This window comes from Roseibium aestuarii, from assembly GCF_008477545.1.
GTDB classification, from domain to species: domain Bacteria; phylum Pseudomonadota; class Alphaproteobacteria; order Rhizobiales; family Stappiaceae; genus Roseibium; species Roseibium aestuarii.
Map to the genome: position 1 here is coordinate 19,828 of NZ_VORA01000002.1, position 21,788 is coordinate 41,615.

Below are 21,788 nucleotides of genomic sequence, written 5' to 3' on the forward strand. Positions count from 1 at the left end.
GGACCGGTCAGGCCGCAGCCACCTTCTGCAGGAAGTCTTCCACTTCCTGGCGCAGGCTTTCGGTCCGGTCGCTGAGCTCGCCGGACGCGGTCAGAACCATGTCGGCGGAGCTGGAGGTCTGGGAGACGCTCTCCGTCAGGTGCTGCATGTTGGCGGACACCGACTGGGTGCCTGCGGCAGCCAGCTGGATGTTCTGGGAGATCTCGTTGGTCGCCCCGCCCTGCTGCTCGACGGCAGCGGCGATCGTCGCGGTGTACTGGTTCACCTCGTCCATGATGGCGGTGATCTCCGCAATCGCGGTCACGGCCTCGCTGGTCGAGCCCTGAATGGCGGAGATCTGGTTGCTGATCTCCTCGGTCGCCTTGGAGGTCTGGTTCGCCAGCTCCTTCACTTCGGCTGCCACGACGGCGAAGCCCTTGCCGGCCTCCCCTGCGCGGGCCGCCTCGATGGTGGCATTCAGGGCCAGCAGGTTGGTCTGCTCGGCAATCGCCTGGATCAGGGTCACGACTTCGCCGATCTTGGAGGCGGAAGCCGCCAGGCCTTCGACCTTCTCGTTGGTATGACGCGTGCCCCGGGTCGCCCGGTCCACCACTTCCGTGGTCTGGGCCACCTGGCGGGAGATCTCGCCGATGGAGGCGGCCAGCTCTTCCGCGGCGCCGGCGACAGCCTGGGCATTGCCCGTGGCCGAATCCGATTCCGTCAGGGTGCTGTGGGCGCTGCGGGTGCTGTCCTGGGCGATGGAGCTCAGGTTTCGCGCGGTGTCTTCCAGACCGGCCGCCGTCTGCCCCACCGAGCGCAGAAGCTCGTTGGCCCGCTGATGGAAGGCGGAGATCAGATCCCGCACCCGGTCCTGACGCTGGCGGGACTCGGTCTCGCTCAGCTGCTGCTGATCAGCCAGGCTGCGGCGTTCGAACTGCTTGGCGCGCAGGGTTTCCACGGCGCGGGCGATGTCGCCGATCTGGTCCTTGCGGCCCACGAACTTCACTTCCTGATCGAGATTGTCTTCCGCAATGCCGCTGGTGACGCGCGCCAGGGTTTCCAGCGGACGCAGCAGGCGGCCGGTGGCAAAGGTGACGACCACGATGGAGATGAGCACCACCGGCAGGGCCAGCATGGCGAAGTTCATGACCAGTTCATTCGCCTTGGCAGCGATGGCAGCCACTTCCACACCGGCATAGAGGATGCCGACGATGTCGCCGGAGCCCGACGCCACGATCGGCTGGTAGATGGTGTAATAGTCCTTGCCGAGAATGGTCGCGCGGCCCTTGAAGGTCTGCCCCTTGGTCACGACCGGATAGACCGCGCCCTTCTGACCGAGCGGCGTGCCCACGGCCCGCGTGCCATCCGGCTTGATGATGTTGGTGGTCTTGCGCCAGAAATCCTTGGACTCGTTGTCCCACAGGAAGATCGTCGCGGTTTCGCCGGTCATCCGGCCGATGTTGTCGATGAGATCGTGGCTCTCGAATTCCGGCAGGTTGGCGAGGGTCACACGGGTGACGTTGCCGTCGGAGCCGAAGTCAACACCGAAGCCTTCGAGCGTCTGAAGAAGATAGCTTGCGGCGACACGCAGGCTCGCATTCTGCTTGGAGACCGCCTCGGCCTCCGCCTGTCCCTGCGCCACCTTGTAGACGATCCCTCCGACCGCCAGCATGGCCAATGTCATGAAGCAGCCGATGGTCAGTGCCATCGCCTGCGTGATCCGCATCTTGCCAAGAAATGAAAACATTTCGCCCGTCCTTGTTTCGGCCTGTGGCCCAAACAATCCATTTCCCGGCTTAACCCTCGGTAAAAAACCCTGTTCAGTTGGGGCGTGCAGTTAAAAACTCTTCTCTTATTGTCATTTTTAACAATAGAGAAAACACGAGGCACGGGAGGAAACATCAAAAAAGAACACAGAACAACAAGATACAACTTAGAAAGCTCAAAAGCTGACTATCAAGTGCATGTTTTTAATGATGATTCGAAATTTACCGGGAAAGCCCTGACGGCGTGGACCCCGCCCTGCAGCAGGGCGAAGAGGACCAAGGCCACGCCGGTCGGAGGCCGGGCAAGCAGCGGCTGACAGGGAATGTGGAACGGCGGGATAGGTGGTCGGCGGGCCGCAAGCAATCGAGGAGGCCACTCTTCGACTTGCGGCCGCGCCGACCGACCCCACGGGCCCAGGAGATGCGGCGGACCTGAATGCACCGTAGGGAACGAAATCCTGGGTCTGGCTCCCTGTGCGAACCGGGGCCTGGAGGCAGCTGGCCGGGGCAACTCGAGAGCGGGAACGGGCGGCGGGGAACCCCCGTTCCTGTCCTGACCACGCGCTCACCCTACCCGAGCTTGGGGGTGAATCCAACACACCCTGCACGTCCCGGGCGGAACGACTAATATCTTAGTAAACTGCTAACCTTAACAGGACCGACCGCAGGCCGCAGATCGACCGTTGCCCCGCGCCTGGCGAGAAGGTCTGATCGCCCTTGCGCTCTGTGTCTTCCGGCCCTGACGGAGCTCATGCCTCTCCCAGATAGGAGCGCACCGTTTCCAGGAATTTTGCCACTGAGATCGGCTTGGAAATATAGGCCTCGCACCCACCCTGGCGGATGCGTTCCTCGTCGCCCTTCATGGCAAAGGCGGTCACGGCGATGACGGGGATCATGCTGATCTCCTCGTCTTCCTTGATCCACTTGGTCACTTCCAGCCCGGAGACTTCCGGCAACTGGATGTCCATGAGAACCAGATCCGGGCGGTGCTTGCGCACCAGCTCCAGCGCCTCGATCCCCGTCCGTGTCTGCAAGGTGCCATATCCGTGCGCCTCGAGCAGGTCATGAAACAGTTTCATGTTCAGCTCGTTGTCTTCCACGATCAGCACGGTCTTCGCCATTGGCAGGCCCTTCAATCCGGCGCGTCGCCGGGCACTACTCGATGAGCGGGGGGCGCCGGTTCTTGCCGGTAGCATGGGCCCCACTCCGTTGTTAGTATTTGTTCTAACGCGGAATCGTTTCAGAAAGGCAAAAATTCACGATGCAAACCGCGACCCATCGCTCCATCACCGAAGACCAGGCTCAGGAGATCGCCACCAACGCCCTGATCCATCTTTCCCAGGACCCTGAACTCGTCGGCCGGTTCCTCGCCGTCTCCGGCATCGGACCTGAATCGATCCGCGACGCCGCAAGCGAGCCCGGCTTCCTTGCCGGCGTCCTGGAGTTTCTCATGGGAGATGAAGCCCTGCTTCTGACCTTCTGCGAGAACCAGCGCCTGCGACCCACGATGATCGCCGCCGCCCGGTTCGTCCTGGCAGGAGATCCCGCCGACCATGGTTGAACCTCATATGGTGCGGGCCGAAACCATGGCCCAGATCCGCGCCCTGCCCCGCTCGGCGCGCCCGGTCGTCGTCTGCGATGTGGATGAGGTCATCCTCCATATGATCGCGCCCATGGAGACGTACCTCGCCGAACGTGGCCTGCGCTTCCTCACCCCGGAACACAAGCTCACGGGAAATATCGCCCCGGTCGAGGAGGACACCCCCCTCGAAGGCGACATCGTGCGTCGCTACATCCGCGACTTCTTCGACGAGCATGTGCACGCCCAGGACTTGGTGCCCGGCGCGAATGTCGCCCTGCGCCGCCTGTCGGCCCATTTCGACATCGTCCTGCTGACCAACCTGCCCGGTTCGGCGAACAAGCCCCTGCGCATCGAATTGCTCAAGCGTTTCGACATCGACTATCCGCTGATCACCAACTCCGGGCCCAAGGGGGGCGCGGTCTCGGTGCTGGCCGCCGGGCGCCGGGGCCCGATCGTCTTCATCGACGACAGCCCGGTCAATCAGGATTCGGTGGCCGCCAGCCTGCCCTCGGCGGTGCGCATCCAGTTCATCGCAGACCCGCGCTTCCGGGCCGCCCACACGCCTGCCGATCACATTCATCTCCTGACCGGCGACTGGGATGAGACAACCCGGTTCATCGAGGCTATCCTTGCGGGAGAGATCCGGCTCTGAAGCCGTCTCTCCCCACTCCGGGATCCAGACAGATCGTGACCTCATCCCGCCCCCAGTCCAGCGTCTCCGGGCACGAAAAGCCCGGGCAATCACAGTCAGGCCCCGTCCCCTCCGCCCAGGCGGCGGATGTGGCCCTGTGCCGCGATTGCCTGCGCCGGGTGAAGCCCCGCCGCGATCGCTGCCCCTCCTGCGGCAGCTCCCGCCTGCTGCGCCACCCGGAGCTCTTCTCCCTCTCCATCGCCCATATCGATTGCGACGCCTTCTATGCCTCGGTCGAGAAGCGGGACAATCCGGAGCTGGTCGACAAGCCGGTGATCGTGGGCGGGGGACAGCGCGGCGTGGTTTCCACCTGCTGCTACATCGCCCGCATCTACGGCGTGCGCTCGGCCATGCCCATGTTCAAGGCCCTGGAAGCCTGCCCCGATGCGGTGGTCATCCGCCCGAACATGGAGAAATACGCAGCCGTCGGGCGCGAGATCCGCGAGCGCATGCGCGCGCTCACCCCGCTGGTCGAGCCCCTGTCGATCGACGAGGCCTTTCTCGATCTGACCGGCACGGAGCGCCTGCACCACGCGAGCCCCGCCGAAAGCCTTGCCCGGCTCGCGCGCTCCATCGAGGACGATCTGCGCATCACGGTCTCGGTCGGCCTCGCCCCCAACAAATTCCTCGCCAAGATCGCCTCGGATCTCGACAAGCCCCGCGGCTTTTCCGTCATAGGAGCCGGCGAGGCCAGGGACTTCCTGCGGGACAAGCCCGTCAGCCTGATCTGGGGCGTCGGCAAGGTGTTCCAGCAATCTCTGGAGCGGGAGGGGATCCGGACCATCGGCCAGCTGCAGGAGATGGATCCGACGGACCTCGCCCGCAAGCACGGCGCCATGGGGCTGCGGCTGGCAAGCCTGGCCCACGGCCGCGACGAGCGCGCCGTGACCCCCGACCGGCCCACCAAGAGCGTGTCGGCGGAGACGACCTTCAACACCGACATCACCGCGCTGGAGGCGCTCCGCCCCATCCTTCTGGACCTGAGCGAGAAGGTCTCCCGCCGCGTGAAGGCCGCCGGACACGCCGGACGGACCGTGACCCTGAAGCTGAAGACCCACGATTTCAAGACGATCACCCGCTCGCGCCAGCTGCCCGACCCGACCCAGCTTGCCGACCGGCTGTTCCGCGAGGGTGAGCGCCTGCTGGAGCGGGAAGTGGATGGCCGGCGCAGGTTCCGCCTGATCGGCATCGGCCTGTCCGATCTCGCCAGCCCCGACAATGCCGACCCCCATGATCTCGTCGACCCGGATGCAGACCGGCGCAAGAACGCGGAACTGGCGATGGACAAGCTCAGGGAGAAATTCGGGCGCACGGCCGTCGAACGCGGGCTCAGTCATGCGCCCCGCAAGGACTGGGAGCGCGCCCATGCGGAAGAGGCCGCCGCCGGGCGCGACCGGCTCGGCACGAAACCGCCCCGCTCCGGCCGCACGGACTGAGGCAAAAGATCAGAGCAGACGGTCAGCCCCCGGTGCAGGGGGCCGTCTCCGCCGAAAGCTCCAGGTGGTCCAGCTGTCCGTCGAGGATGAAATCCCCGTAGTTCAGGGTCATGCCGCCGCTGATGCCGTTCTCATAGAGCAGGAAGGACATCTGATAGGCGGGGATCTCCTCGCCGCCCGTCTCCGAAGCCGGATCGAAATAGGCAATGCTCACGGGCCAGGCCGCAACCTCGGGCAGCACGTCTCCGGCTGCGGTCTTGCCGCCGGAAGGCTGCTGGCGGGCGCCAATCACCGTCGTGGTGGCAAAGACCTTGTCGCCCGTTTCCGACCCGTCATAGACATCGGCCAGAAGCAGGGTTTCGCCGCGCCGTGCCGCTGCCAGCACCTTGCGCAGATGCGTGGTCGGGAAGATGGCCCCCTGCGGCAAGTCCAGTTGCCCCGCCTGCGGTTGCTTCAGCGTCACCTTGCCCGCCTCGGTCTCCGCCACGCCTTCGCTCTGCTCCTGCAGCGCCTGGTTCATGTAGACAGAGGTCGCAAAGGTCAGGCGCCCGCCATCGGCCGTCTCATGGGCGCTGCTGCGCAGATCCGTGACCAGGCCCTCCCCCGCCGCATCCACGAACTCGGTCATGAAGCGAAAATCGGTGCTGTAGCCGGCACAGGCATCTCCCCGGAAGTCATAGACCATCAGGCCCCGGACATCGGTGATGCCGGCCGCCTCCTGCGCTTCCCGAAGAGACAGCTGATAAACCGCCTTGTGGGCAACCAGAGCCGCGCCCTCTCCCGCCCGAGCCGAGGACGTCTCCGCAAACACTGCAGGCGCCAGCACGGCAGCCGCCAGCGCAACGCCTGCGATCACCGCGGCGCGCCCCCTCCGCACAGATGCAGGATCACCCCCGCGCCCTCCCGCGGCCGGGCGGAGCAAGGGACGGGCAAGACGGAACGGACGAAACACGATCGGATACCTCTGGGGAAGACCGGCCGCTGCTTCGACCGGGCTTCTCCAGTCTAGGGGGTTTGCGGCACCGGTTCCACAGCCGCGCCAAATGTCCCCCGTTGTCTTTTGCCCCGCCTGTCCTGTGCCGCGCGGCATGCCCCGGACTTGCCAGCGCCATGATTATGGGCGAGAGGAAGAGACGATTTTTCAAGCACCAGCATCAGGAGCAGAGGTTCATGACAGGCACCGCCCCCCAGGACACCATCGACGCCCGACTGACCGCGCTTGGCGTGGAACTGCCCACCCCGGCCGCCCCGGCCGCCAATTACGTGCCCTTCGTGCGCACGGGCAACCAGCTCTTCATTTCCGGTCAGCTGCCCATGGGCCCCGAAGGTCTCGCCCATGTGGGCAAGCTCGGTCAGGCAATGTCCCTGAAGGACGGCAAGGACGCGGCCAGACTCTGCGCCATCAACCTGCTGGCGCAGGCCCGCGCCGCAGTCGGCGACCTGTCGAAGGTGCGCCTGGTCAAGCTGGTCGGCTTCGTCAATTCCACCGCCGACTTCACCCAGCAACCGCAGGTGATCAACGGCGCCTCCGACTTCATGGTCGAGGTGCTGGGTGACAAGGGCCGTCATGCCCGCTCCGCCGTCTCCGCCGCCTCCCTGCCCTTCGGCGCTGCCGTCGAGGTGGAGGCCATCTTCGAGATCTCCGGCGACTGAGACGTCTGCCGGACAGCTCGGCCGTGACAAGGGGCGCCTTTTGGCGCCCTTTTTTGCAGCCCCGGCGCTTGCTGCCCTTGTCACCGAAGTGTCATCGACGCCACTCTAGGGTGCACGGCCCGGGCGCATCGATTCGGGTTGTCTCCATTCCCCGCTCACCGTCTTGACGCCTTTCCAGGTTCTCATTCCATGTCCATGCTGCAAGAAATCTTCGCCGCCGCGATCGCCCATCGCGGCTTCCACGACAAGTCCGTCGCCCGGATCGAGAACACGCCGAGCGCGGTCGCAGCCGCCATCGAGAAGGGCTTCGGGATCGAGGTCGACCTTCAGGAAACCGCAGACTGCAAGGCGCTGGTCCACCATGACTACGCTCTCGAGCGTCTCGTCGATGGCACCGGCCGGGTGATCGACCAGACCGCCGCCGAGCTGACCCGCCTCTCCATGAAGCAGGGCGGCGACAAGCTCTGGCTGCTGCAGGACCTTCTCGACCTGACCGCCGGCCGTGTGCCCCTCGTCATCGAGATCAAGTCCCGCAAGGCCCGCGACGCCCAGGCCGACTTCGTCCGCGGAATCCTGGACGTGCTCGAGACCTACAAGGGTCCGGCCTGCATCAAGAGCTTCGACCCGGACATGCTCTCCGTGGCGCGCGCCTACAAGCCGCATATCCTGCGCGGCATCGTGTCCTATGGCTTCACCGACGCCGAAGCCAAGACCCGTCACACCCGCATGGACCGTTTCATCCTGCGCCATCTGCTGCACGCACCGCGCACCGCCCCCCATTTCGTCTCCTACGGCATCAAGGATCTTCCGGCCATGGGCCCGAGCCTTCTCAAGAAGCTGAAGGGCACGCCGATCATGAGCTGGACCGTGCGCACCCCGGAAGACCGGGAACGCGCCGCCCTTTATGCCGACCAGATCGTCTTCGAGGGCTTCGATCCTTCCGCTGGCTGAGCCTTGCCTCTTGCGGCGCACCATTTGTCTCCTAGATTGAGCTCATGGTGCCCGCCTCCGCCAGCCACAGGGAAGCCTCATGACCCGCCAGGACCACGACGACACGCACCGCGCCGCCCCGACCGGGGTTGCCGGTCAGGAGGAGCCTGTCGAGGCACAGCTCGCCCTGATCTCCTCCCTCGACCAGATCCCGGCACCCGTCTGGGACAGTGTCGCCAATCCGGGCTGGACGGTCGAGGCTTCGGGCCGCCCCGCCCCGGACCCAGGCCTTGAATCACCTTCTCAGGAAACCTCCTTCAACCCCTTCCTGACACACGCTTTTCTCCAGTCCCTGGAAGAGAGCGGCTGCGTCCGCCCCGAGACCGGCTGGATCCCCCGGCACCTGATCCTGCAACAGGGCGACGAGGTGCTCGGCGCCGTGCCCGCCTATCTCAAGACCCACAGCCAGGGCGAATATGTCTTCGACCACGGCTGGGCCGATGCCTTCGAGCGCGCCGGCGGCGCCTATTATCCCAAGCTTCAGGTCTCCGTCCCCTTCACGCCGGCCACCGGTCGCCGCTTCCTCACCTCGCCAGCCATTGCGCGGGCTGCCGGCATCGAGGCCCTGTCCGCCGGACTGGTCGAGGTCTGCCGCCGCTCCGGCGCCTCCTCCGTGCATGCAACCTTCCTGACCACGGACGAATGGCAGGCGCTCGGTGCCGCCGGATACCTGCAGCGCACCGACAGCCAGTTCCATTTCGAGAACCCGGGATACGAAAGCTTCGACGCCTTTCTCGCCGAACTCAATTCGCGCAAGCGCAAGGACATCCGCAAGGAGCGTCAAGGGGCGCTGGAGGCCGGCATCGAGATCGAATGGGTGACCGGCAGCGACCTGAAGGAGCACCACTGGGACGCCTTCTATGCCTTCTACGTGGACACGGGCAGCCGCAAGTGGGGACGGCCCTACCTCAACCGCCGTTTCTTCTCCCTGATCAGCGAGCGCATGGCCGGCCAGATCCTGCTGGTGCTGGCCCGCCGCGAGGGCCGCTATATTGCCGGCGCGCTGAATTTCATCGGATCCGACACGCTCTTTGGCCGCAACTGGGGCTGCATCGAGCACCACCCCTTCCTGCATTTCGAGGTCTGCTACTATCAGGCCATCGACTTTGCCATTCAGCGTGGCCTCTCGCGGGTCGAGGCGGGCGCGCAAGGCGCCCACAAGCTCGCCCGCGGCTATGTGCCGAGCCAGACCCGCTCAGCCCACTGGATCGCCCATCCCGGCCTGCGCGACGCGGTCGCCGATTTCCTGACCCACGAACGCCGGATGGTCGAGCGCGAAGCCGAGGCCCTCGCCACCCACGCCCCCTTCCGCAAGGCCTGAGCGCCAGTAGGAGCGGGAGACCCACAAGCGCAGGACAGTCATCCCGGATCGTTTCCACTCGACCGCCGGACGCAAGGCGGCTACGTTTGCAACCGGTAACAGTGCATGCGTGACAGGCCGTTTCATGTTCAGAGTATTCGCGACCATCCTGCTTCTGGTAACGCTCACGATCTCGTCTCCAGCCCGGTCATCGGACATTCTCTTCGAGGAATTCGATGCTCGCCGCCTGACGGAAACGGAAAAGCGCTTCCTGCAGGTGGGTCTGGCTCTGGCCGGTCATTATGACGCGATGATCGACGGCGCGTGGGGAGCCGGCAGTCAGGAGGCCTTCGAACGCTATGCGGCAGATTTCATCCCGGAAGAGAAGGTCCCCTTCTGGGCTGCCGCCGCACTGGCGATCGACACTTTCGTGAGATTCGAGAAGGAGGGGTGGACCCTCTGGTATATGGAGCCCCTCGATCTTTCCATTCTCATCCCCGGGGAGAAGATTGTCTCCGGAAAGGACGATCAGGACTACTTCAACCTCGAGGACAGCAGCTCCTCGCTCCGCTATTCGTTCACTCTGGACGACGATCAGGACCTGGTGCGCACCCACGCCTATGTGAGCCGCCAGGCCGCAAATCCCGCGACAACCTATTCATTGCGCAAGTCCCGGAGATGGGTGACCTCCGCAAGGAAGTCCAACGGCGTCACCATCTACGCAAGATCCGAGAAACAGGGATACCTGTGGCGTACGGTCATCCTCTCCGCCAGCACGCAGGACAAGGGGCGTATGGCCGCCGTTGCTGGCAGCATCCGGCCGGGCAGGCCGGCAGATCTTGACCCGCCTGAGAACGGCCTCATTGCCCTGATCGTTGGGGAACTGGCCAAAATGCTCAAGGAGGATGAGAAGGGTCCGAAGCGAAAAGGAAGAGCCGCTCGCGAAGACGGAAAGCAACAGGCCGCAGCCCCGGGCTCCGGCGCGCCCGGATCAGATGATGCAGATACACCCGCATCCTCCGGCACCGCCTTCCTTGTCACCTCCGAAGGAGACCTCCTCACGAACCACCATGTGGTCGACGGCTGCGCCTCGCTCACGATCAACGGAGAACCGGTTTCTGTCGTGAACGAGGACGAGGATTATGATCTCGCACTCCTCTCCGCGCCCTGGATGAAAGGCCTCACTCCCTTGCCCTTCTCGCCCAGACCCGCCGCGCTCAACGCGGACGTGACCGTGGCCGGCTTCCCGCTGGCCGGGCTTCTCAGCGGCCTGAACATCACCCGTGGCACCGTCACCTCCATGAAGGGCCTCCGTGGCAACTCAAACCACGTGCAGATCTCTGCGCCGGTCCAACCCGGCAACTCCGGCGGTCCGGCAGTCGACATGCGTGGGGAAGCCATCGGCGTGGTCGTGGCAAAGCTCGATGCCCAGATCGTGGCCAACGTCACCGGTGACATTCCCCAGAACATCAACTTCGCCGTTCGCGGAACCATTGCCCGGCTTTTCCTTCAGCTCAACGGCGTCGAACCGGTGATCGGCGATGGAGAAATTGCATTGCCGCCGGAAGAGATCGCAGAGCGACTGTCCCGCACGACTTTCCAGGTGAATTGCAACTAGAACGGCGGGCTCGACCGGCGCCCGGCCAGCGTTCCACTCGACCGCTGGATGGCGGCACCTGCGGCCTTGCCGGAGGGCGCTGGTTCTGGCTAGTGTCGCCTCCAACCCTTCGTCTTGCGCAAGAGAGACCCGATGACCAGCTCCGCCTCCACCCCTGCCTATGATGACCAGAACATCTTTGCCCGCATCCTGCGCGGCGAGCTGCCCTGTCACAAGCTCTACGAGGACGATGCGTCTCTCGCGATCATGGACATCATGCCCCGCGGCGACGGCCATTCCCTGGTGATCCCCAAGGCCCCGTCCCGCAACCTGCTGGACATCCAACCGGACGCGCTGACCGCCACGATCCTCAACGTGCAGAAGCTGGCGCGCGCCGTGAAGGCCGCATTTGATGCAGATGGCGTGACCCTGGAGCAATATTCCGAACCGGCCTCCGGCCAGACCGTCTATCACACCCATTTCCACATCCTGCCGCGCTTTGAAGGCGTGGCGCTGAAGCCCCATGCCGGCGCCATGGCCGACAACGCCCGGCTGGCCGAGCAGGCAGAGAAGATCCGCGCCGCGCTTGCGTGAACGATCTGCCCCGGCAGACCTGAAAAGGCCGCGCCCGGGGTCTCCGGCGCGGCCTTCCTGTTTTTCGTCCTCCGGCCGGAATGGCGCGTCAGACAGAGCGGGTCAGGCCCCCGTCGATGCGGATGTTCTGCCCCGTGATGTAGCCGCCACCCGGCCCGGCGAGATAGGCGATCAGGGCGGCCACCTCCTCTTCCGTGCCGTAGCGCCCCATCGGAATGCGCGCGCGACGATCCTCCTTCTCCGGCAGGCTGTCGATGAAGCCCGGCAGGATGTTGTTCATGCGGATGCCCTCGGCCGCATATTTGTCCGCATAGAGCTTGGCAAACCCGGCAAGCCCGGCGCGGAACACGGCCGAGGTCGGGAACAGCGGATCCGGCTCAAAGACCGCGAAGGTGGAGATGTTGATGATCGCCCCGCCCTTCTGCGCCTGCATCAGCGGCGTGACGAGCCGGGTCGGACGGATGACGTTGAGCAGGTAGAAATCCATGCCCCGGTGCCAGTCCTCGTCCGCAAGCTCCAGAATGTCGCCCTTGGGGCCGTGACCGGCGGAATTGACCAGCACATCCACCCGGCCCCAGCGCTCCACCGCGCCGTCGACCAGCCGGGCCAGATCCGCGGTCTCCAGATTGGACCCGGTGACGCCGAACCCACCAAGCTCCGTCCCCAGCGCCTCTCCCTTGCCGGAGGACGAGAGAATGCCGACCTTGTAGCCTTCGCCGGCGAGCTTCCGGGCGGCCGCAGCCCCCATGCCGCTGCCACCAGCCGTGACCAGAGCAACCTTCACATCAGACATGACTTCCCCCGCAATTTCAAATCGTTACAAGGCATTCCGGACTCAAAGTCCGAGCAGCAACCAGCCCCCGATGAGCAGCACTTCCGCCACAAGAACCCCGACGATGACCCGCCGGCCGAGACCGAGATAGGCCGCGAACCCGGCAAGGGCCGCCAGCAGCCGCAGCCACATGGGCGTCGCCTCGATGACACCGGTCGGGAACAGGATGAGCTTGGAGATCACTCCGGCGACGAGGGCCGTGGCGACGGCGCGCACCCAGATCAGCAGCTCCCCATCCTCGCGCAGGCGCCCGCCGGCCAGAACGCCGATCCAGCGCCACATGTCGGTGGCGATCCATCCGGCGACAAGGATCATCACATAGGGCCACCACCAGGTGTCGGCGACCGCCGCCTCGAAGGGAAGCATCATGACAGCCCCCTCCGGCGCAACCGCGTGACCCCATAGGCAAGGGTCCCACCCACCAGACCGGTCCACAGCAGGTCCAGCCCGGGAGCAAATGTGTAGAAGAGCGGCCCGAGCGCGAGACCGGCGATCATCGACAGCTTGTCGGAGGAGAGCCGCGAGGCCCCCCAGAGGGAACAGAGGAAATAGACCGGCGTGAGCAGGAACAGTCCGCCTGCGACCGCCGGCGGCAACTCGTCCACCAGCAGATAGGCAATGCCCGTCACGCAGGTCACGCTGGAGGTGAGAAGGGTCGAGAACCCGGCGAAATAGGGCAACCGGGCTTCCCGCGGCAGCTTCGGCAGGTTGTGCATGGCAAAGACCCATGCGGTCACGGCAATGAAATGGGAAATATAGAGAAGCTGCCAGGTCTTCGTCCGGCCCGGCACCTTCACCATGGGGATCATCGCCATGGTCATGGGCATGAGCCGCACGGAGGCGAGCGCCACCGCAATGCCTGCCGGCACGATGCCAAGCCCGGTGCCGATCGCCCCGGTGAGCACCACGATGGACGGCAGGGCCCAGACCAGACCGGCCATCACCAGGGTTTCGGCCAGCGTCAGCCCCGTGCCCCGCGCCAGCCCCGCATAGCCGACAAAGGCCGCCATGAGGATTAAGGCTGGCAGGGATACCGCCGCCCTTCCCCCGCGCAGGAACCACTGCAGGGACGACACTTCCCCGTCCCCGGGGCGCGGCTCATCTCCGGAGGAGAGCGGCGAGGACGAGGAAGCCATGCCAGCCGCCTCGGAGGCGCTGGCGGGATCAGGCAGATCGGACATGGCGGGCAACGCAAGAAGAGGTAAGGAACCCTTATTAAGAAGCCTCCACCCGATTTGTCAAACCACCCGGTCCAGAAGCGTCTGTCTACCGTCGGGCGGACCCGAATGACATGCGCTCGTGTCGCGGCCTCAAAGCAGAGCGTGCGGGCCCAGGACCCCGCGAAGATGGCGGCAAGGCTGCCCCCTCCCACCCCGATGGTCCTGCTCGGCACAGGCCCGAGCAGGACGGCGGAGAGAGGCCTGCAGAAAAACGCCCTCCTTCGTCATCCCCGCGCAGGCGGGGATCCAGTAACCAACTGAAGATGCGGTGTTTTTCATCGGCCTCACCAATGAAGTCTGGATCCTCGACACAGGGACGAGGATGACGGTGGAGAGCCCCCCCACTGACGTCTTGCAGGCCTGGCGAAACGGCCCCGCCCCGGCCGAAACGAAAACGGCCCGGAATGCTCCGGGCCGTTCCACTATCTTTCGTCACTCGCAGGCGAACCCTGCAAGGCCAAGCTCAGTCGGCGAGCGGCACCTTGGGCACCAGGCTGGTCTTGGCCGCCGGGCCGACGCTCTTGCCGCCGGGTTTGGCGGTCGCCGCCTTGGCCGTTGCAGGCTTGCGCTTGCGCTTGGCCTTCACCGGGGCTTTCCCCGGAGCCTTTGCCTTGGCGGGAGCGGCGATGCGCTCTTCCACCGTTTCCAGCAGCAGTCCGGCCAGATCCTCGGAGACCGTCACCTTTACGGTGCCGCCCTTCATCAGCTTGCCGAAGAGCACCTCGTCGGCCAGCGGCCGCTTGATGTGCTCCTGGATCACCCGGCCGAGCGGACGCGCCCCCATCTGGCTGTCATAACCCTTGTCGGCCAGCCACTCGGTCGCCTCGGGGGTCAGTTCGAAGGTCACGCCCCGGTCGGCCAGCTGGGCCTCGAGCTGCATGACGAACTTCTCGACCACCTTGTAGACCACTTCGCGCGGCAGGTTGGCGAAGGGAATGATCGCGTCCAGACGGTTGCGGAATTCCGGCGTGAACAGCTTGTTGATCGCCTCCGCATCCTCGCCTTCCCGCTTCACCCGGTTGAAGCCCACCGGTGCCTTGGCCAGATCCGAGGCCCCGGCATTGGTGGTCATGATCAGGATGACATTGCGGAAATCGACCTGCTTGCCGTTGTGATCGGTCAGCTTGCCGTGATCCATCACCTGCAGGAGGATGTTGAAGAGGTCCGGATGGGCCTTCTCGATTTCATCCAGCAGCAGCACGCAATGGGGATGCTGGTCGACGCCGTCGGTCAGCAGACCGCCCTGGTCGAAGCCCACATAGCCCGGAGGCGCGCCGATGAGGCGGGAAACCGTGTGCCGCTCCATGTATTCCGACATGTCGAAGCGGATGAGCTCCACCCCCAGCGACGAGGCCAGCTGGCGCGCCACTTCGGTCTTGCCCACGCCCGTCGGGCCGGAGAAGAGATAGCTGCCGATCGGCTTGTCCGGCTCGCGCAGGCCCGCACGGGCCAGCTTGATGGCCGAGGACAGGGTCTCGATGGCCGCATCCTGACCGTAGACGACCCGCTTCAGGTCGACGGGGAGCGACGACAGCACGGCCGCGTCGTCCTTCGACACCGACTTGGGCGGGATCCGCGCCATGGTGGCGATGGTGTTCTCGATCTCCTTCACGCCGATGGTCTTGCGCCGGCGGTTTTCCGGCACGAGCATCTGGGAGGCACCGGTCTCGTCCAGCACGTCGATGGCCTTGTCCGGCAGCTTCCGGTCGGAGATGTACTTCGCCGACAGTTCCACCGCTGTCTTGATGGCATCGTTGGTGTAGCGGACCTTGTGGAAGTCCTCGAAATAGGGCTTCAGCCCTTTCAGGATCTCGATCGCATCCGGCACGGAAGGCTCGTTGACATCGATCTTCTGGAAGCGCCGGACCAGCGCCCGGTCCTTCTCGAAGAACTGACGGTATTCCTTGTAGGTGGTCGAGCCGATGCAGCGGATCGCACCCGAAGCCAGCGCCGGCTTCAGCAAGTTGGAGGCATCCATGGCCCCGCCGGAGGTTGCGCCTGCGCCGATCACCGTGTGGATCTCGTCGATGAACATCACCGCATTCGGATAGTCCTCGATCTCCTTCACCACCTGCTTCAGGCGCTCTTCGAAATCGCCGCGATAGCGGGTACCGGCCAGGAGCGCGCCCATGTCGAGCGAGAAGATGGTGGCATCCTGCAGCACTTCCGGCACGTCGCCCTTGACGATGCGATGGGCAAGCCCTTCGGCGATCGCCGTCTTGCCGACCCCGGGATCACCGACGAAGAGCGGATTGTTCTTCGACCGGCGGCACAGGATCTGGATGGTGCGGGAAATTTCGGTGTCGCGGCCGATCAGCGGATCGATCTTGCCCTTCTTGGCCTTCTCGTTGAGGTTGACGCAATAGGCTTCCAGCGCATCGGTCTTGGCCTTGGGCTTCGGCTCGCCGGCGTTGCTCTGGACGGTCTCTTCCTCTTCCGCGCCCTCGACGGGCCGCGCCTCGGACATGCCCGGGCGCTTGGCGATGCCGTGGGAGATGTAGTTGACCGCGTCGTAACGGGTCATGTCCTGGTCCTGCAGGAAATAGGCGGCGTGGCTCTCGCGCTCGGCGAAGATCGCCACCAGCACGTTGGCCCCGGTCACCTCTTCCCGTCCGGAGGACTGGACATGGATCACCGCCCGCTGGATGACCCGCTGGAACCCGGCGGTGGGCTTGGAATCTTCCTCGCCATCCGTCACCAGGTTCTCGAGCTCGGTCTCGATATATTCCAGAAGGCTGCGCCGGATGGCGTCCATGTCGACGTTGCAGGCGCGCATGACGGCTGCGGCATCCTGATCGTCGAGCAGGGCCAGCAGGAGATGCTCAAGAGTGGCATATTCCTGTTGGCGCTCGTTGGCATAGGCCAGAGCCTGATGCAGAGCTTTTTCGAGACTGCGAGAAAATGACGGCACGAGTGACATCCCTCATTTCTTTTCCATGACGCACTGCAGCGGATGCTGGTGCTTGCGGGCGAAATCCATCACTTGCGTGACCTTGGTCTCGGCCACTTCATAGGAATAGATTCCGCATTCCCCCACCCCATGATGATGAACATGCAGCATGATGCGGGTCGCCTCTTCCCTATTCTTCTGGAAGAAGCTTTCCACCACATGAATCACGAACTCCATGGGAGTGTAGTCGTCGTTGAGCAGCAGCACCCGATACAGGTTCGGCCGCTTCGCAACAGTCTTGGGACGAGTAACGACGACGGTGCCCGTGCCGTTGTCGCCATCTTCAAAATCGGCCCCGCGTGACATGAGTATGCCCAATGTCCTCTTTCAGTCTTTGGCGTCCAGTCTAGCAATCGGGCGCGCGCTGTGAAAGTCACATCGCGGCAAGTCCCGGGCCATGACCAGCCTCGGTTAGGGAAGTCGAAACAAGCGTCCGACCAGTCAGCAGCGCATCTCGGGATGCAGCTTGAAGCGCACGGGTCTCGCGGCACCGGCGATCGCCTTTCGGTGCGGCATCAGCCTCGACACGCGGCCAAGGCTCGAGCCGACGACGCCGAAAGGATTGCGCTTCCGCCGGAGACCCCGGCTGGGATGGTTACAGAGGTTAACTTGGGAAGCAATCCCGCCAAGGTAAAGGGGAGAGGCGGAGGAAAGGATAAAATTTAAGGTGATCGTCCCCAGACGTTCACGCAGCCAGTCACCCGGACGGTCGCCAGACGGCCATGCTCACAGTTGCACAGACGGGGATCATCGCGGGCAGACAAAGCCTGACGCCGCCCTCCTCGTCATACGGGAGCGCTGCCCCCGTTTGACCCGACCGGCGCGGATCGCCCTCATGAGCGACCGAGAATCCCCGCCGGAAATGCAAAAAGGCCTCCGCGCCGACCCTTGCCCCGGCTCACGAGGAGCAGGGACGAGAGGGCTGCGGAGACCCTTGAACCTGAGACCGCAGATCCCGAAGGACCAGCGGGAGCCCGGACTTACTTGCCGGCCTTGGCCATCATGGCTTCGAACGGCTTGTAGGCGTCCTTGGACAGCTCGGTGTACATTTCGCCCAGCTTGGTCATTTCGCTCATCATGCCTTCATAGGCACTCTTGAAATATTCGGTCTGGGTTTCGAAGGCGGTTTCCAGGGACTTGGAGGCAACCATCTTTTCGACCACGGCAGAGCCCTCTTCGAAGGACTTCTTCTGGTAGTCGGCCATTTCGGCAGCGATGGCCTGGACGCCCTTGGTCATCGCGCTCAGGCTTTCCATTGCAATGTCCATGTTGTCCTTGCCCATCTTCTGGATTCCCTCAAAATTGTTCAGCATAATCTGGCCTCGATCCTTGGTGTTGATGCGCCCCTTGGCGAATTCAAGCAGGTCGTGCCAGCCCGTTGCTGGTCTGACCGGACCCGTCCCGATCGATCGGATGCCCCTGCGTCCAATCCCTGCCCTGCCCTGCCGCGAAAGATGATGCAGTGCACAAGAAATGTCAAGGCGACTTTCGCGCTGCAATATAAAAATCTGACCTAGGGGCAGAAATGCTTCAGCACCTCATTCTCTCGCCGACGACCGGCGGAGGGGGATGGCCGATCCGGCGAAAAGCGTGCGACCGAGGCAGCGCCCTGCCCTGCAACCCCACGCTCGCCGGTTTCCGGGATCGGACGCCCCGTCACCACAAAGCCGCAGGAATGGACGAGGCTGAACCAACACGCGCCCGCCTCTCTCACCGCGAACAGTCACCCGCGAGAAAAATCAATAAGACAACAATAAGAACACGAATCTAAAGCCAAATCACGGTCGCTGTAACAGACTATTAATCAAAATAAATTCCAGAAAAAACAATAAACTTAAGAAGTATTGTGATTATGCGAATTTAAAAACTGAAAAATTACAACGCCACCGATCTTAATCGACGTTAATACTAATTCTTCGCGAATATTTTTTCGCAAAACCCTCACGCGCCTTTACCAGTTCGTAACCGCGTTTGCATGAAATCGGAGGACGTGATGTTCGGGCAACGCCGCTTTTTCGCCCTCCTGCGATGCTGCGTTGTCCAGAGCCCAAACCTCGCACCAGGCAAGTCAGAGTTAGGTATGCGTATTTTTCGCGGTATGATCCGAGTGAGACACACAGTTGGCGCCCTTGCGCTCTCCGGCCTCATGGCGCTGGGGACGGGTGTCGCCCAGGCAAATTCGAAATATGCCGGCATCGTGGTCGACGCCAAGACGGGCAAGACCCTCTACGCCAATTCGGCCGACAGCAAGCGCTATCCGGCCAGCCTGACCAAGATGATGACCCTTTACGTCGTCTTCGAGGAGCTGGAGGCCGGACGCCTCTCCCTCAAGACCCCGCTGAAAGTGTCGAAATACGCTGCCGGACGGCCGCCCTCAAAGCTCGGCCTGAAGCCCGGCTCGACCATTGCGGTCGAGGATGCGATCCTGGCGCTTGTGACCAAGTCTGCCAATGACGTGGCGGCGACCGTTGCCGAGAACATCGGCGGCTCCGAGGTCGAATTCGCCAAGCGCATGACCCGCACGGCCCGCCAGATCGGCATGAAGAACACAGTCTTCCGCAATCCGCACGGCCTGCCGAATGACCAGCAGTACACGACCGCGCGCGACATGGCGACGTTGGGCCAGGCCCTGCAGGACCGCTTCCCGCGCTACTACACCTATTTCGACACCCGCGTGTTCACCTATCGCGGCGCCCGCTATGGCAACCACAACAAGCTGCTTGGCCGGGTGAAGGGTGTCGACGGCATCAAGACCGGCTACACCCGCGCGTCCGGTTTCAACCTCGTCACCAATGTCGAGCGCGACGGCCGTCACATCGTGGCCGTGGTCATGGGGGGAACGACGGGCCGGGCCCGCGACGCCCAGATGGTGGAGCTGATCAACGCCTACCTGCCGAAGGCCAGCAAGGGCTCGCGCACCCGCGAACCGATCATGGCCTCCACCGCGCCGGTCGAGACTGCCGTGACCGCCGCCCTCTCCAACGTGCCGCTGCCGGGCTTCAAGCCTGACCTGGGCACCGCCGACAGCAGTGGTCCGATGGTCCTGGCCCTTGCCGAACCGGCGCCGTCCCAGGTCGACCCTGCCGCCATCCTGACCGGCACCGTTCCGGTTCCGCCCCAGGCCGTTCAGACCCGGCTTGATTCGAGCTTCGAAGTGGCCGGCCTTGCCCTGCCGCCCGTGCCCGGCGCCAACCCGGCCGCCGACACCGGTGTGACCGCAGCCGTTCCGGCCGCCGCGACCCTGACCCGGGTCGCCGTCCAGTCCGGCGCGGCGCCCGCCCAGCCGGTCGCTGTTGCCTCCCTGGTTCCGGCCCCGATTCCGCCGGCGGCGATCGAGGATGAAGGCGACACCTCCGGCGACACCGACACGGTTGCCACCAACAACAGCCCCGCCGAACAGCCCTCCTGGCAGATCCAGATTGCAGCTGCCGAGAGCGAAAGCGGGGCCATCAAGATGCTGAAGAAGGTTCAGGCCACCCACGGCCCCGCCCTGCGCGGAACCGTTCCGGTCACCGAGGAAGTGGCAAGCGGCGGGCAGACGCTCTACCGCGCCCGCTTCGCCGGCTTCGACAGCAAGTCCCAGGCATGGGCCGCGTGCAAGACGCTCAAGCGGTCCAAAGTCGCCTGCTATGCGATCTATCAGTAAGGCCGTCCAGCCCCGTTCCAGTCTCGCGTGAGGGTGCCATCAATGTCTTCCGAGAAGCCGATCCTTAGCCTCGTTGAGCTTAGCAGCCAGGAAAGCGGAACCGCCTCTGTCGGGGTGCATGCGCTTCATCAGCCGGTGAAACGCGGCTCGAATTTCCGCGTCCCCGGCGCCGGGCGCAAGCCCCAGGACCTCGTAGGCCTCCTGATCTGTCATGGCGCCCGGGCGCGACGGGCCTCGCTCCCGATCTGCTCCATCCGCCTCGAAGTCTACACGCCAGCCGGCAAGCCGGCGGTCGAGGTAAGCTTCGACTAGGGAGAGGCTTTGCGCATCGGCCTGCGCCATGCGCCAGAGCGCCTCGAGCTCATCCCGCGACAGGCTGTCGAGGTCCCGCCCCGACAGCTCTCCCGCCAGGACCCCGCCGCCGATCCGGCCCGTATCATGGTCCAGCTCCATCTCCACAAGCGCACTGCGCACCCGGGAGACCTGCCCCCCGCGCGGTTGCCCCGCGCGCCCCGCCGTCCCGCGCGAGAGCCTGGACAGGCCCAGAAGCGACAGGCCGAAGGCCCCCAACGGCAAGGCCAGCACCAGCCGCCCGGCAATTCCCAGACCGGCGGCCGCCACCAGACAGACGATCCCCGCCACAAGCTTGAGCCCGCGCGCCAGATCCGCCGGATTGGCCCGGACGAAGCGCTGCGCACATAGGATCAGCACGGCAAAAAGGCCGAGACCGGCCAGAAAATAGATCATTCCGAACGTCCCTCATTTCGCGGCAGCCGCGCCAGCAGGGCCCGCGCCCCTTGCGCACCGGCGCCACCTCCAGCCTCCAGCCGCCGAAGCTCTTCGCGCCCGCCCGACGCATAGACGGCGACGGCCCGCAGCAGGGCGGCAAGCTCCGCCGCCGATCCGCTGGTGAAGGCGCAATGGGCGCCGCCGCTCAACCGGGCCAGTTCCGCAAACGCCTGCCGCGCCACCGGGTCATCCCCCTCCTGAAACAGGAACAGGGGCACCCTCAGCAGTCCAAGTTCCCCGGCCCGGGCACAGAGCTGGTCGATATCCTCCTCCATGCAGTCGCCCACATAGACGAGGGCCTGCACCGGTGCCTCGCGTGCCGCATCCAGCGCGGATTTCAGTACCTTGCCGATCTGGGTCCGGCCGCCGGCGCAGGAGATGCCGGACATGGCCCGCCCCAGATCATCGGCGCGCACCATCCAGCGCGAAGCCCGGCATTCTCCAAAACCACGGAAATAGACCAGCTTGATCTCCAGCCCGGTCAGGCGGGCTGCCGCCTCGAACATTTCCGACTGGATATGCTGCGCCCGGTCCCAGGTCGCTTGCCGACTCATGGTCGCATCCAGCGCGAAGATGAGCCGACCGCGCGGACGGTTCGCCTCCGGCACGGCCACGGATCGGGTGTCCTCGACCGAATGCAGGAACCGGCTGATGTCCTCGGCAGAGGAGACCGGACCACCGCTGGCCGGTGCTGTGAGACCGCCGGGCTGGAGAGCCGTCTTCGCCGGTCGCCTGGTGTCGCTCATCTCGCTCCCTGCCCTGT

Annotated in this window: 20 protein-coding genes; 9 read left to right on the plus strand and 11 right to left on the minus strand. The window is 64.6% G+C overall.

Annotated elements, in window-relative coordinates:
- Positions 1 to 7 precede the first annotated feature (7 nt).
- Positions 8 to 1,726 (minus strand): methyl-accepting chemotaxis protein, encoded by a 1,719-nt coding sequence (locus FR728_RS08600; RefSeq protein WP_149892301.1) that lies wholly within the window; start codon positions 1,724 to 1,726, stop codon positions 8 to 10.
- 768 nt (positions 1,727 to 2,494) lie between these two features.
- Complete coding sequence (locus FR728_RS08605; RefSeq protein ID WP_149892302.1) at positions 2,495 to 2,866, minus strand: response regulator; 372 nt, start codon at positions 2,864 to 2,866, stop codon at positions 2,495 to 2,497.
- 140 nt (positions 2,867 to 3,006) lie between these two features.
- Between FR728_RS08605 and FR728_RS08610 the strand changes: the two genes are divergently transcribed.
- The 3 genes from FR728_RS08610 to FR728_RS08620 all read left to right on the plus strand — a co-directional run bounded on the left by FR728_RS08610 (position 3,007) and on the right by FR728_RS08620 (position 5,454).
- Positions 3,007 to 3,306, plus strand: coding sequence for a DUF3572 domain-containing protein (locus FR728_RS08610; RefSeq protein ID WP_149892303.1), 300 nt, complete (start codon positions 3,007 to 3,009; stop codon positions 3,304 to 3,306).
- Positions 3,299 to 3,979, plus strand: coding sequence for a hypothetical protein (locus FR728_RS08615; protein ID WP_149892304.1), 681 nt, complete (start codon positions 3,299 to 3,301; stop codon positions 3,977 to 3,979). Before FR728_RS08610 ends, FR728_RS08615 begins: the two co-directional genes overlap by 8 nt.
- Positions 3,980 to 4,107: 128 nt before the next feature.
- Positions 4,108 to 5,454, plus strand: coding sequence for a DNA polymerase IV (locus tag FR728_RS08620; protein ID WP_149893052.1), 1,347 nt, complete (start codon positions 4,108 to 4,110; stop codon positions 5,452 to 5,454).
- 22 nt (positions 5,455 to 5,476) lie between these two features.
- Here the strand turns inward: FR728_RS08620 and FR728_RS08625 are convergent, their stop codons facing one another.
- A complete protein-coding gene (locus tag FR728_RS08625; protein WP_188318842.1) occupies positions 5,477 to 6,310 on the minus strand; it encodes a cell envelope integrity EipB family protein in 834 nt (277 codons plus the stop codon).
- A gap of 314 nt (positions 6,311 to 6,624) precedes the next feature.
- On the opposite strand from FR728_RS08625, the gene FR728_RS08630 reads away from it, so the two are divergent.
- The 5 genes from FR728_RS08630 (at position 6,625) to FR728_RS08650 (ending at position 11,588) form a co-directional block, all read left to right on the plus strand.
- The gene (locus tag FR728_RS08630) at positions 6,625 to 7,107 is read left to right on the plus strand and encodes a RidA family protein (RefSeq protein ID WP_149892306.1); all 483 of its coding nucleotides are present in this window, start codon (positions 6,625 to 6,627) and stop codon (positions 7,105 to 7,107) included.
- 189 nt (positions 7,108 to 7,296) lie between these two features.
- Positions 7,297 to 8,058, plus strand: coding sequence for a glycerophosphodiester phosphodiesterase family protein (locus tag FR728_RS08635; RefSeq protein ID WP_149892307.1), 762 nt, complete (start codon positions 7,297 to 7,299; stop codon positions 8,056 to 8,058).
- A 79-nt stretch (positions 8,059 to 8,137) separates the two neighbouring features.
- The gene (locus FR728_RS08640) at positions 8,138 to 9,418 is read left to right on the plus strand and encodes a GNAT family N-acetyltransferase (RefSeq protein WP_149892308.1); all 1,281 of its coding nucleotides are present in this window, start codon (positions 8,138 to 8,140) and stop codon (positions 9,416 to 9,418) included.
- Between the two features lie 124 nt (positions 9,419 to 9,542).
- On the plus strand, positions 9,543 to 11,015 hold the full coding sequence (locus tag FR728_RS08645; protein WP_149892309.1) for a S1 family peptidase: 1,473 nt from the start codon (positions 9,543 to 9,545) through the stop codon (positions 11,013 to 11,015).
- Positions 11,016 to 11,147: 132 nt separating this feature from the next.
- Positions 11,148 to 11,588, plus strand: a complete 441-nt coding sequence (locus tag FR728_RS08650) for an HIT family protein (protein WP_149892310.1) — start codon at positions 11,148 to 11,150, stop codon at positions 11,586 to 11,588.
- An 88-nt stretch (positions 11,589 to 11,676) separates the two neighbouring features.
- Here the strand turns inward: FR728_RS08650 and FR728_RS08655 are convergent, their stop codons facing one another.
- From FR728_RS08655 to FR728_RS08680, 6 genes are all read right to left on the minus strand, one after another.
- Entirely contained in the window at positions 11,677 to 12,381 is a 705-nt protein-coding gene (locus tag FR728_RS08655) for an SDR family oxidoreductase (protein ID WP_149892311.1), read from the minus strand.
- Positions 12,382 to 12,423: 42 nt separating this feature from the next.
- Positions 12,424 to 12,789, minus strand: coding sequence for an AzlD domain-containing protein (locus FR728_RS08660; RefSeq protein ID WP_377176109.1), 366 nt, complete (start codon positions 12,787 to 12,789; stop codon positions 12,424 to 12,426).
- Complete coding sequence (locus tag FR728_RS08665) at positions 12,786 to 13,601, minus strand: AzlC family ABC transporter permease (protein WP_208998742.1); 816 nt, start codon at positions 13,599 to 13,601, stop codon at positions 12,786 to 12,788. The genes FR728_RS08660 and FR728_RS08665 overlap by 4 nt, the downstream gene beginning before the upstream one ends.
- A 502-nt stretch (positions 13,602 to 14,103) precedes the next feature.
- Positions 14,104 to 16,551, minus strand: coding sequence for an ATP-dependent Clp protease ATP-binding subunit ClpA (gene clpA / locus FR728_RS08670; RefSeq protein ID WP_149892312.1), 2,448 nt, complete (start codon positions 16,549 to 16,551; stop codon positions 14,104 to 14,106).
- Between the two features lie 12 nt (positions 16,552 to 16,563).
- Entirely contained in the window at positions 16,564 to 16,896 is a 333-nt protein-coding gene (gene clpS / locus FR728_RS08675) for an ATP-dependent Clp protease adapter ClpS (RefSeq protein ID WP_188318843.1), read from the minus strand.
- Between the two features lie 674 nt (positions 16,897 to 17,570).
- Positions 17,571 to 17,903 carry a phasin family protein gene (locus FR728_RS08680; protein WP_149892314.1) on the minus strand — a complete coding sequence of 111 codons (333 nt, stop codon included), beginning with the start codon at positions 17,901 to 17,903 and terminating at the stop codon, positions 17,571 to 17,573.
- Positions 17,904 to 18,688: 785 nt separating this feature from the next.
- On the opposite strand from FR728_RS08680, the gene FR728_RS08685 reads away from it, so the two are divergent.
- Entirely contained in the window at positions 18,689 to 20,236 is a 1,548-nt protein-coding gene (locus FR728_RS08685) for a D-alanyl-D-alanine carboxypeptidase (protein ID WP_208998743.1), read from the plus strand.
- Between the two features lie 39 nt (positions 20,237 to 20,275).
- On the opposite strand, the gene FR728_RS08690 is transcribed toward FR728_RS08685, so the two are convergent.
- Positions 20,276 to 20,983 (minus strand): DnaJ domain-containing protein, encoded by a 708-nt coding sequence (locus FR728_RS08690; RefSeq protein ID WP_149892316.1) that lies wholly within the window; start codon positions 20,981 to 20,983, stop codon positions 20,276 to 20,278.
- Positions 20,980 to 21,771: a VWA domain-containing protein gene (locus tag FR728_RS08695; protein WP_149892317.1), complete on the minus strand. Its 792-nt coding sequence runs from the start codon at positions 21,769 to 21,771 to the stop codon at positions 20,980 to 20,982. The genes FR728_RS08690 and FR728_RS08695 overlap by 4 nt, the downstream gene beginning before the upstream one ends.
- Between the last annotated feature and the right edge of the window lie 17 nt (positions 21,772 to 21,788).

Excerpts from the sequence above, each read along its gene's own strand:
- FR728_RS08600 (WP_149892301.1), bottom strand. The coding sequence starts at position 1,726 with ATGTTTTCATTTCTTGGCAAGATGCGGATCACGCAGGCGATGGCACTG.
- FR728_RS08605 (WP_149892302.1), bottom strand. The coding sequence starts at position 2,866 with ATGGCGAAGACCGTGCTGATCGTGGAAGACAACGAGCTGAACATGAAA.
- FR728_RS08610 (WP_149892303.1), top strand. The coding sequence starts at position 3,007 with ATGCAAACCGCGACCCATCGCTCCATCACCGAAGACCAGGCTCAGGAG.
- FR728_RS08615 (WP_149892304.1), top strand. The coding sequence starts at position 3,299 with ATGGTTGAACCTCATATGGTGCGGGCCGAAACCATGGCCCAGATCCGC.
- FR728_RS08630 (WP_149892306.1), top strand. The coding sequence starts at position 6,625 with ATGACAGGCACCGCCCCCCAGGACACCATCGACGCCCGACTGACCGCG.
- FR728_RS08635 (WP_149892307.1), top strand. The coding sequence starts at position 7,297 with ATGTCCATGCTGCAAGAAATCTTCGCCGCCGCGATCGCCCATCGCGGC.
- FR728_RS08640 (WP_149892308.1), top strand. The coding sequence starts at position 8,138 with ATGACCCGCCAGGACCACGACGACACGCACCGCGCCGCCCCGACCGGG.
- FR728_RS08645 (WP_149892309.1), top strand. The coding sequence starts at position 9,543 with ATGTTCAGAGTATTCGCGACCATCCTGCTTCTGGTAACGCTCACGATC.
- FR728_RS08650 (WP_149892310.1), top strand. The coding sequence starts at position 11,148 with ATGACCAGCTCCGCCTCCACCCCTGCCTATGATGACCAGAACATCTTT.
- FR728_RS08655 (WP_149892311.1), bottom strand. The coding sequence starts at position 12,381 with ATGTCTGATGTGAAGGTTGCTCTGGTCACGGCTGGTGGCAGCGGCATG.
- FR728_RS08660 (WP_377176109.1), bottom strand. The coding sequence starts at position 12,789 with ATGATGCTTCCCTTCGAGGCGGCGGTCGCCGACACCTGGTGGTGGCCC.
- FR728_RS08665 (WP_208998742.1), bottom strand. The coding sequence starts at position 13,601 with ATGTCCGATCTGCCTGATCCCGCCAGCGCCTCCGAGGCGGCTGGCATG.
- clpS (WP_188318843.1), bottom strand. The coding sequence starts at position 16,896 with ATGTCACGCGGGGCCGATTTTGAAGATGGCGACAACGGCACGGGCACC.
- FR728_RS08680 (WP_149892314.1), bottom strand. The coding sequence starts at position 17,903 with ATGCTGAACAATTTTGAGGGAATCCAGAAGATGGGCAAGGACAACATG.
- FR728_RS08685 (WP_208998743.1), top strand. The coding sequence starts at position 18,689 with ATGATCCGAGTGAGACACACAGTTGGCGCCCTTGCGCTCTCCGGCCTC.
- FR728_RS08690 (WP_149892316.1), bottom strand. The coding sequence starts at position 20,983 with ATGATCTATTTTCTGGCCGGTCTCGGCCTTTTTGCCGTGCTGATCCTA.
- FR728_RS08695 (WP_149892317.1), bottom strand. The coding sequence starts at position 21,771 with ATGAGCGACACCAGGCGACCGGCGAAGACGGCTCTCCAGCCCGGCGGT.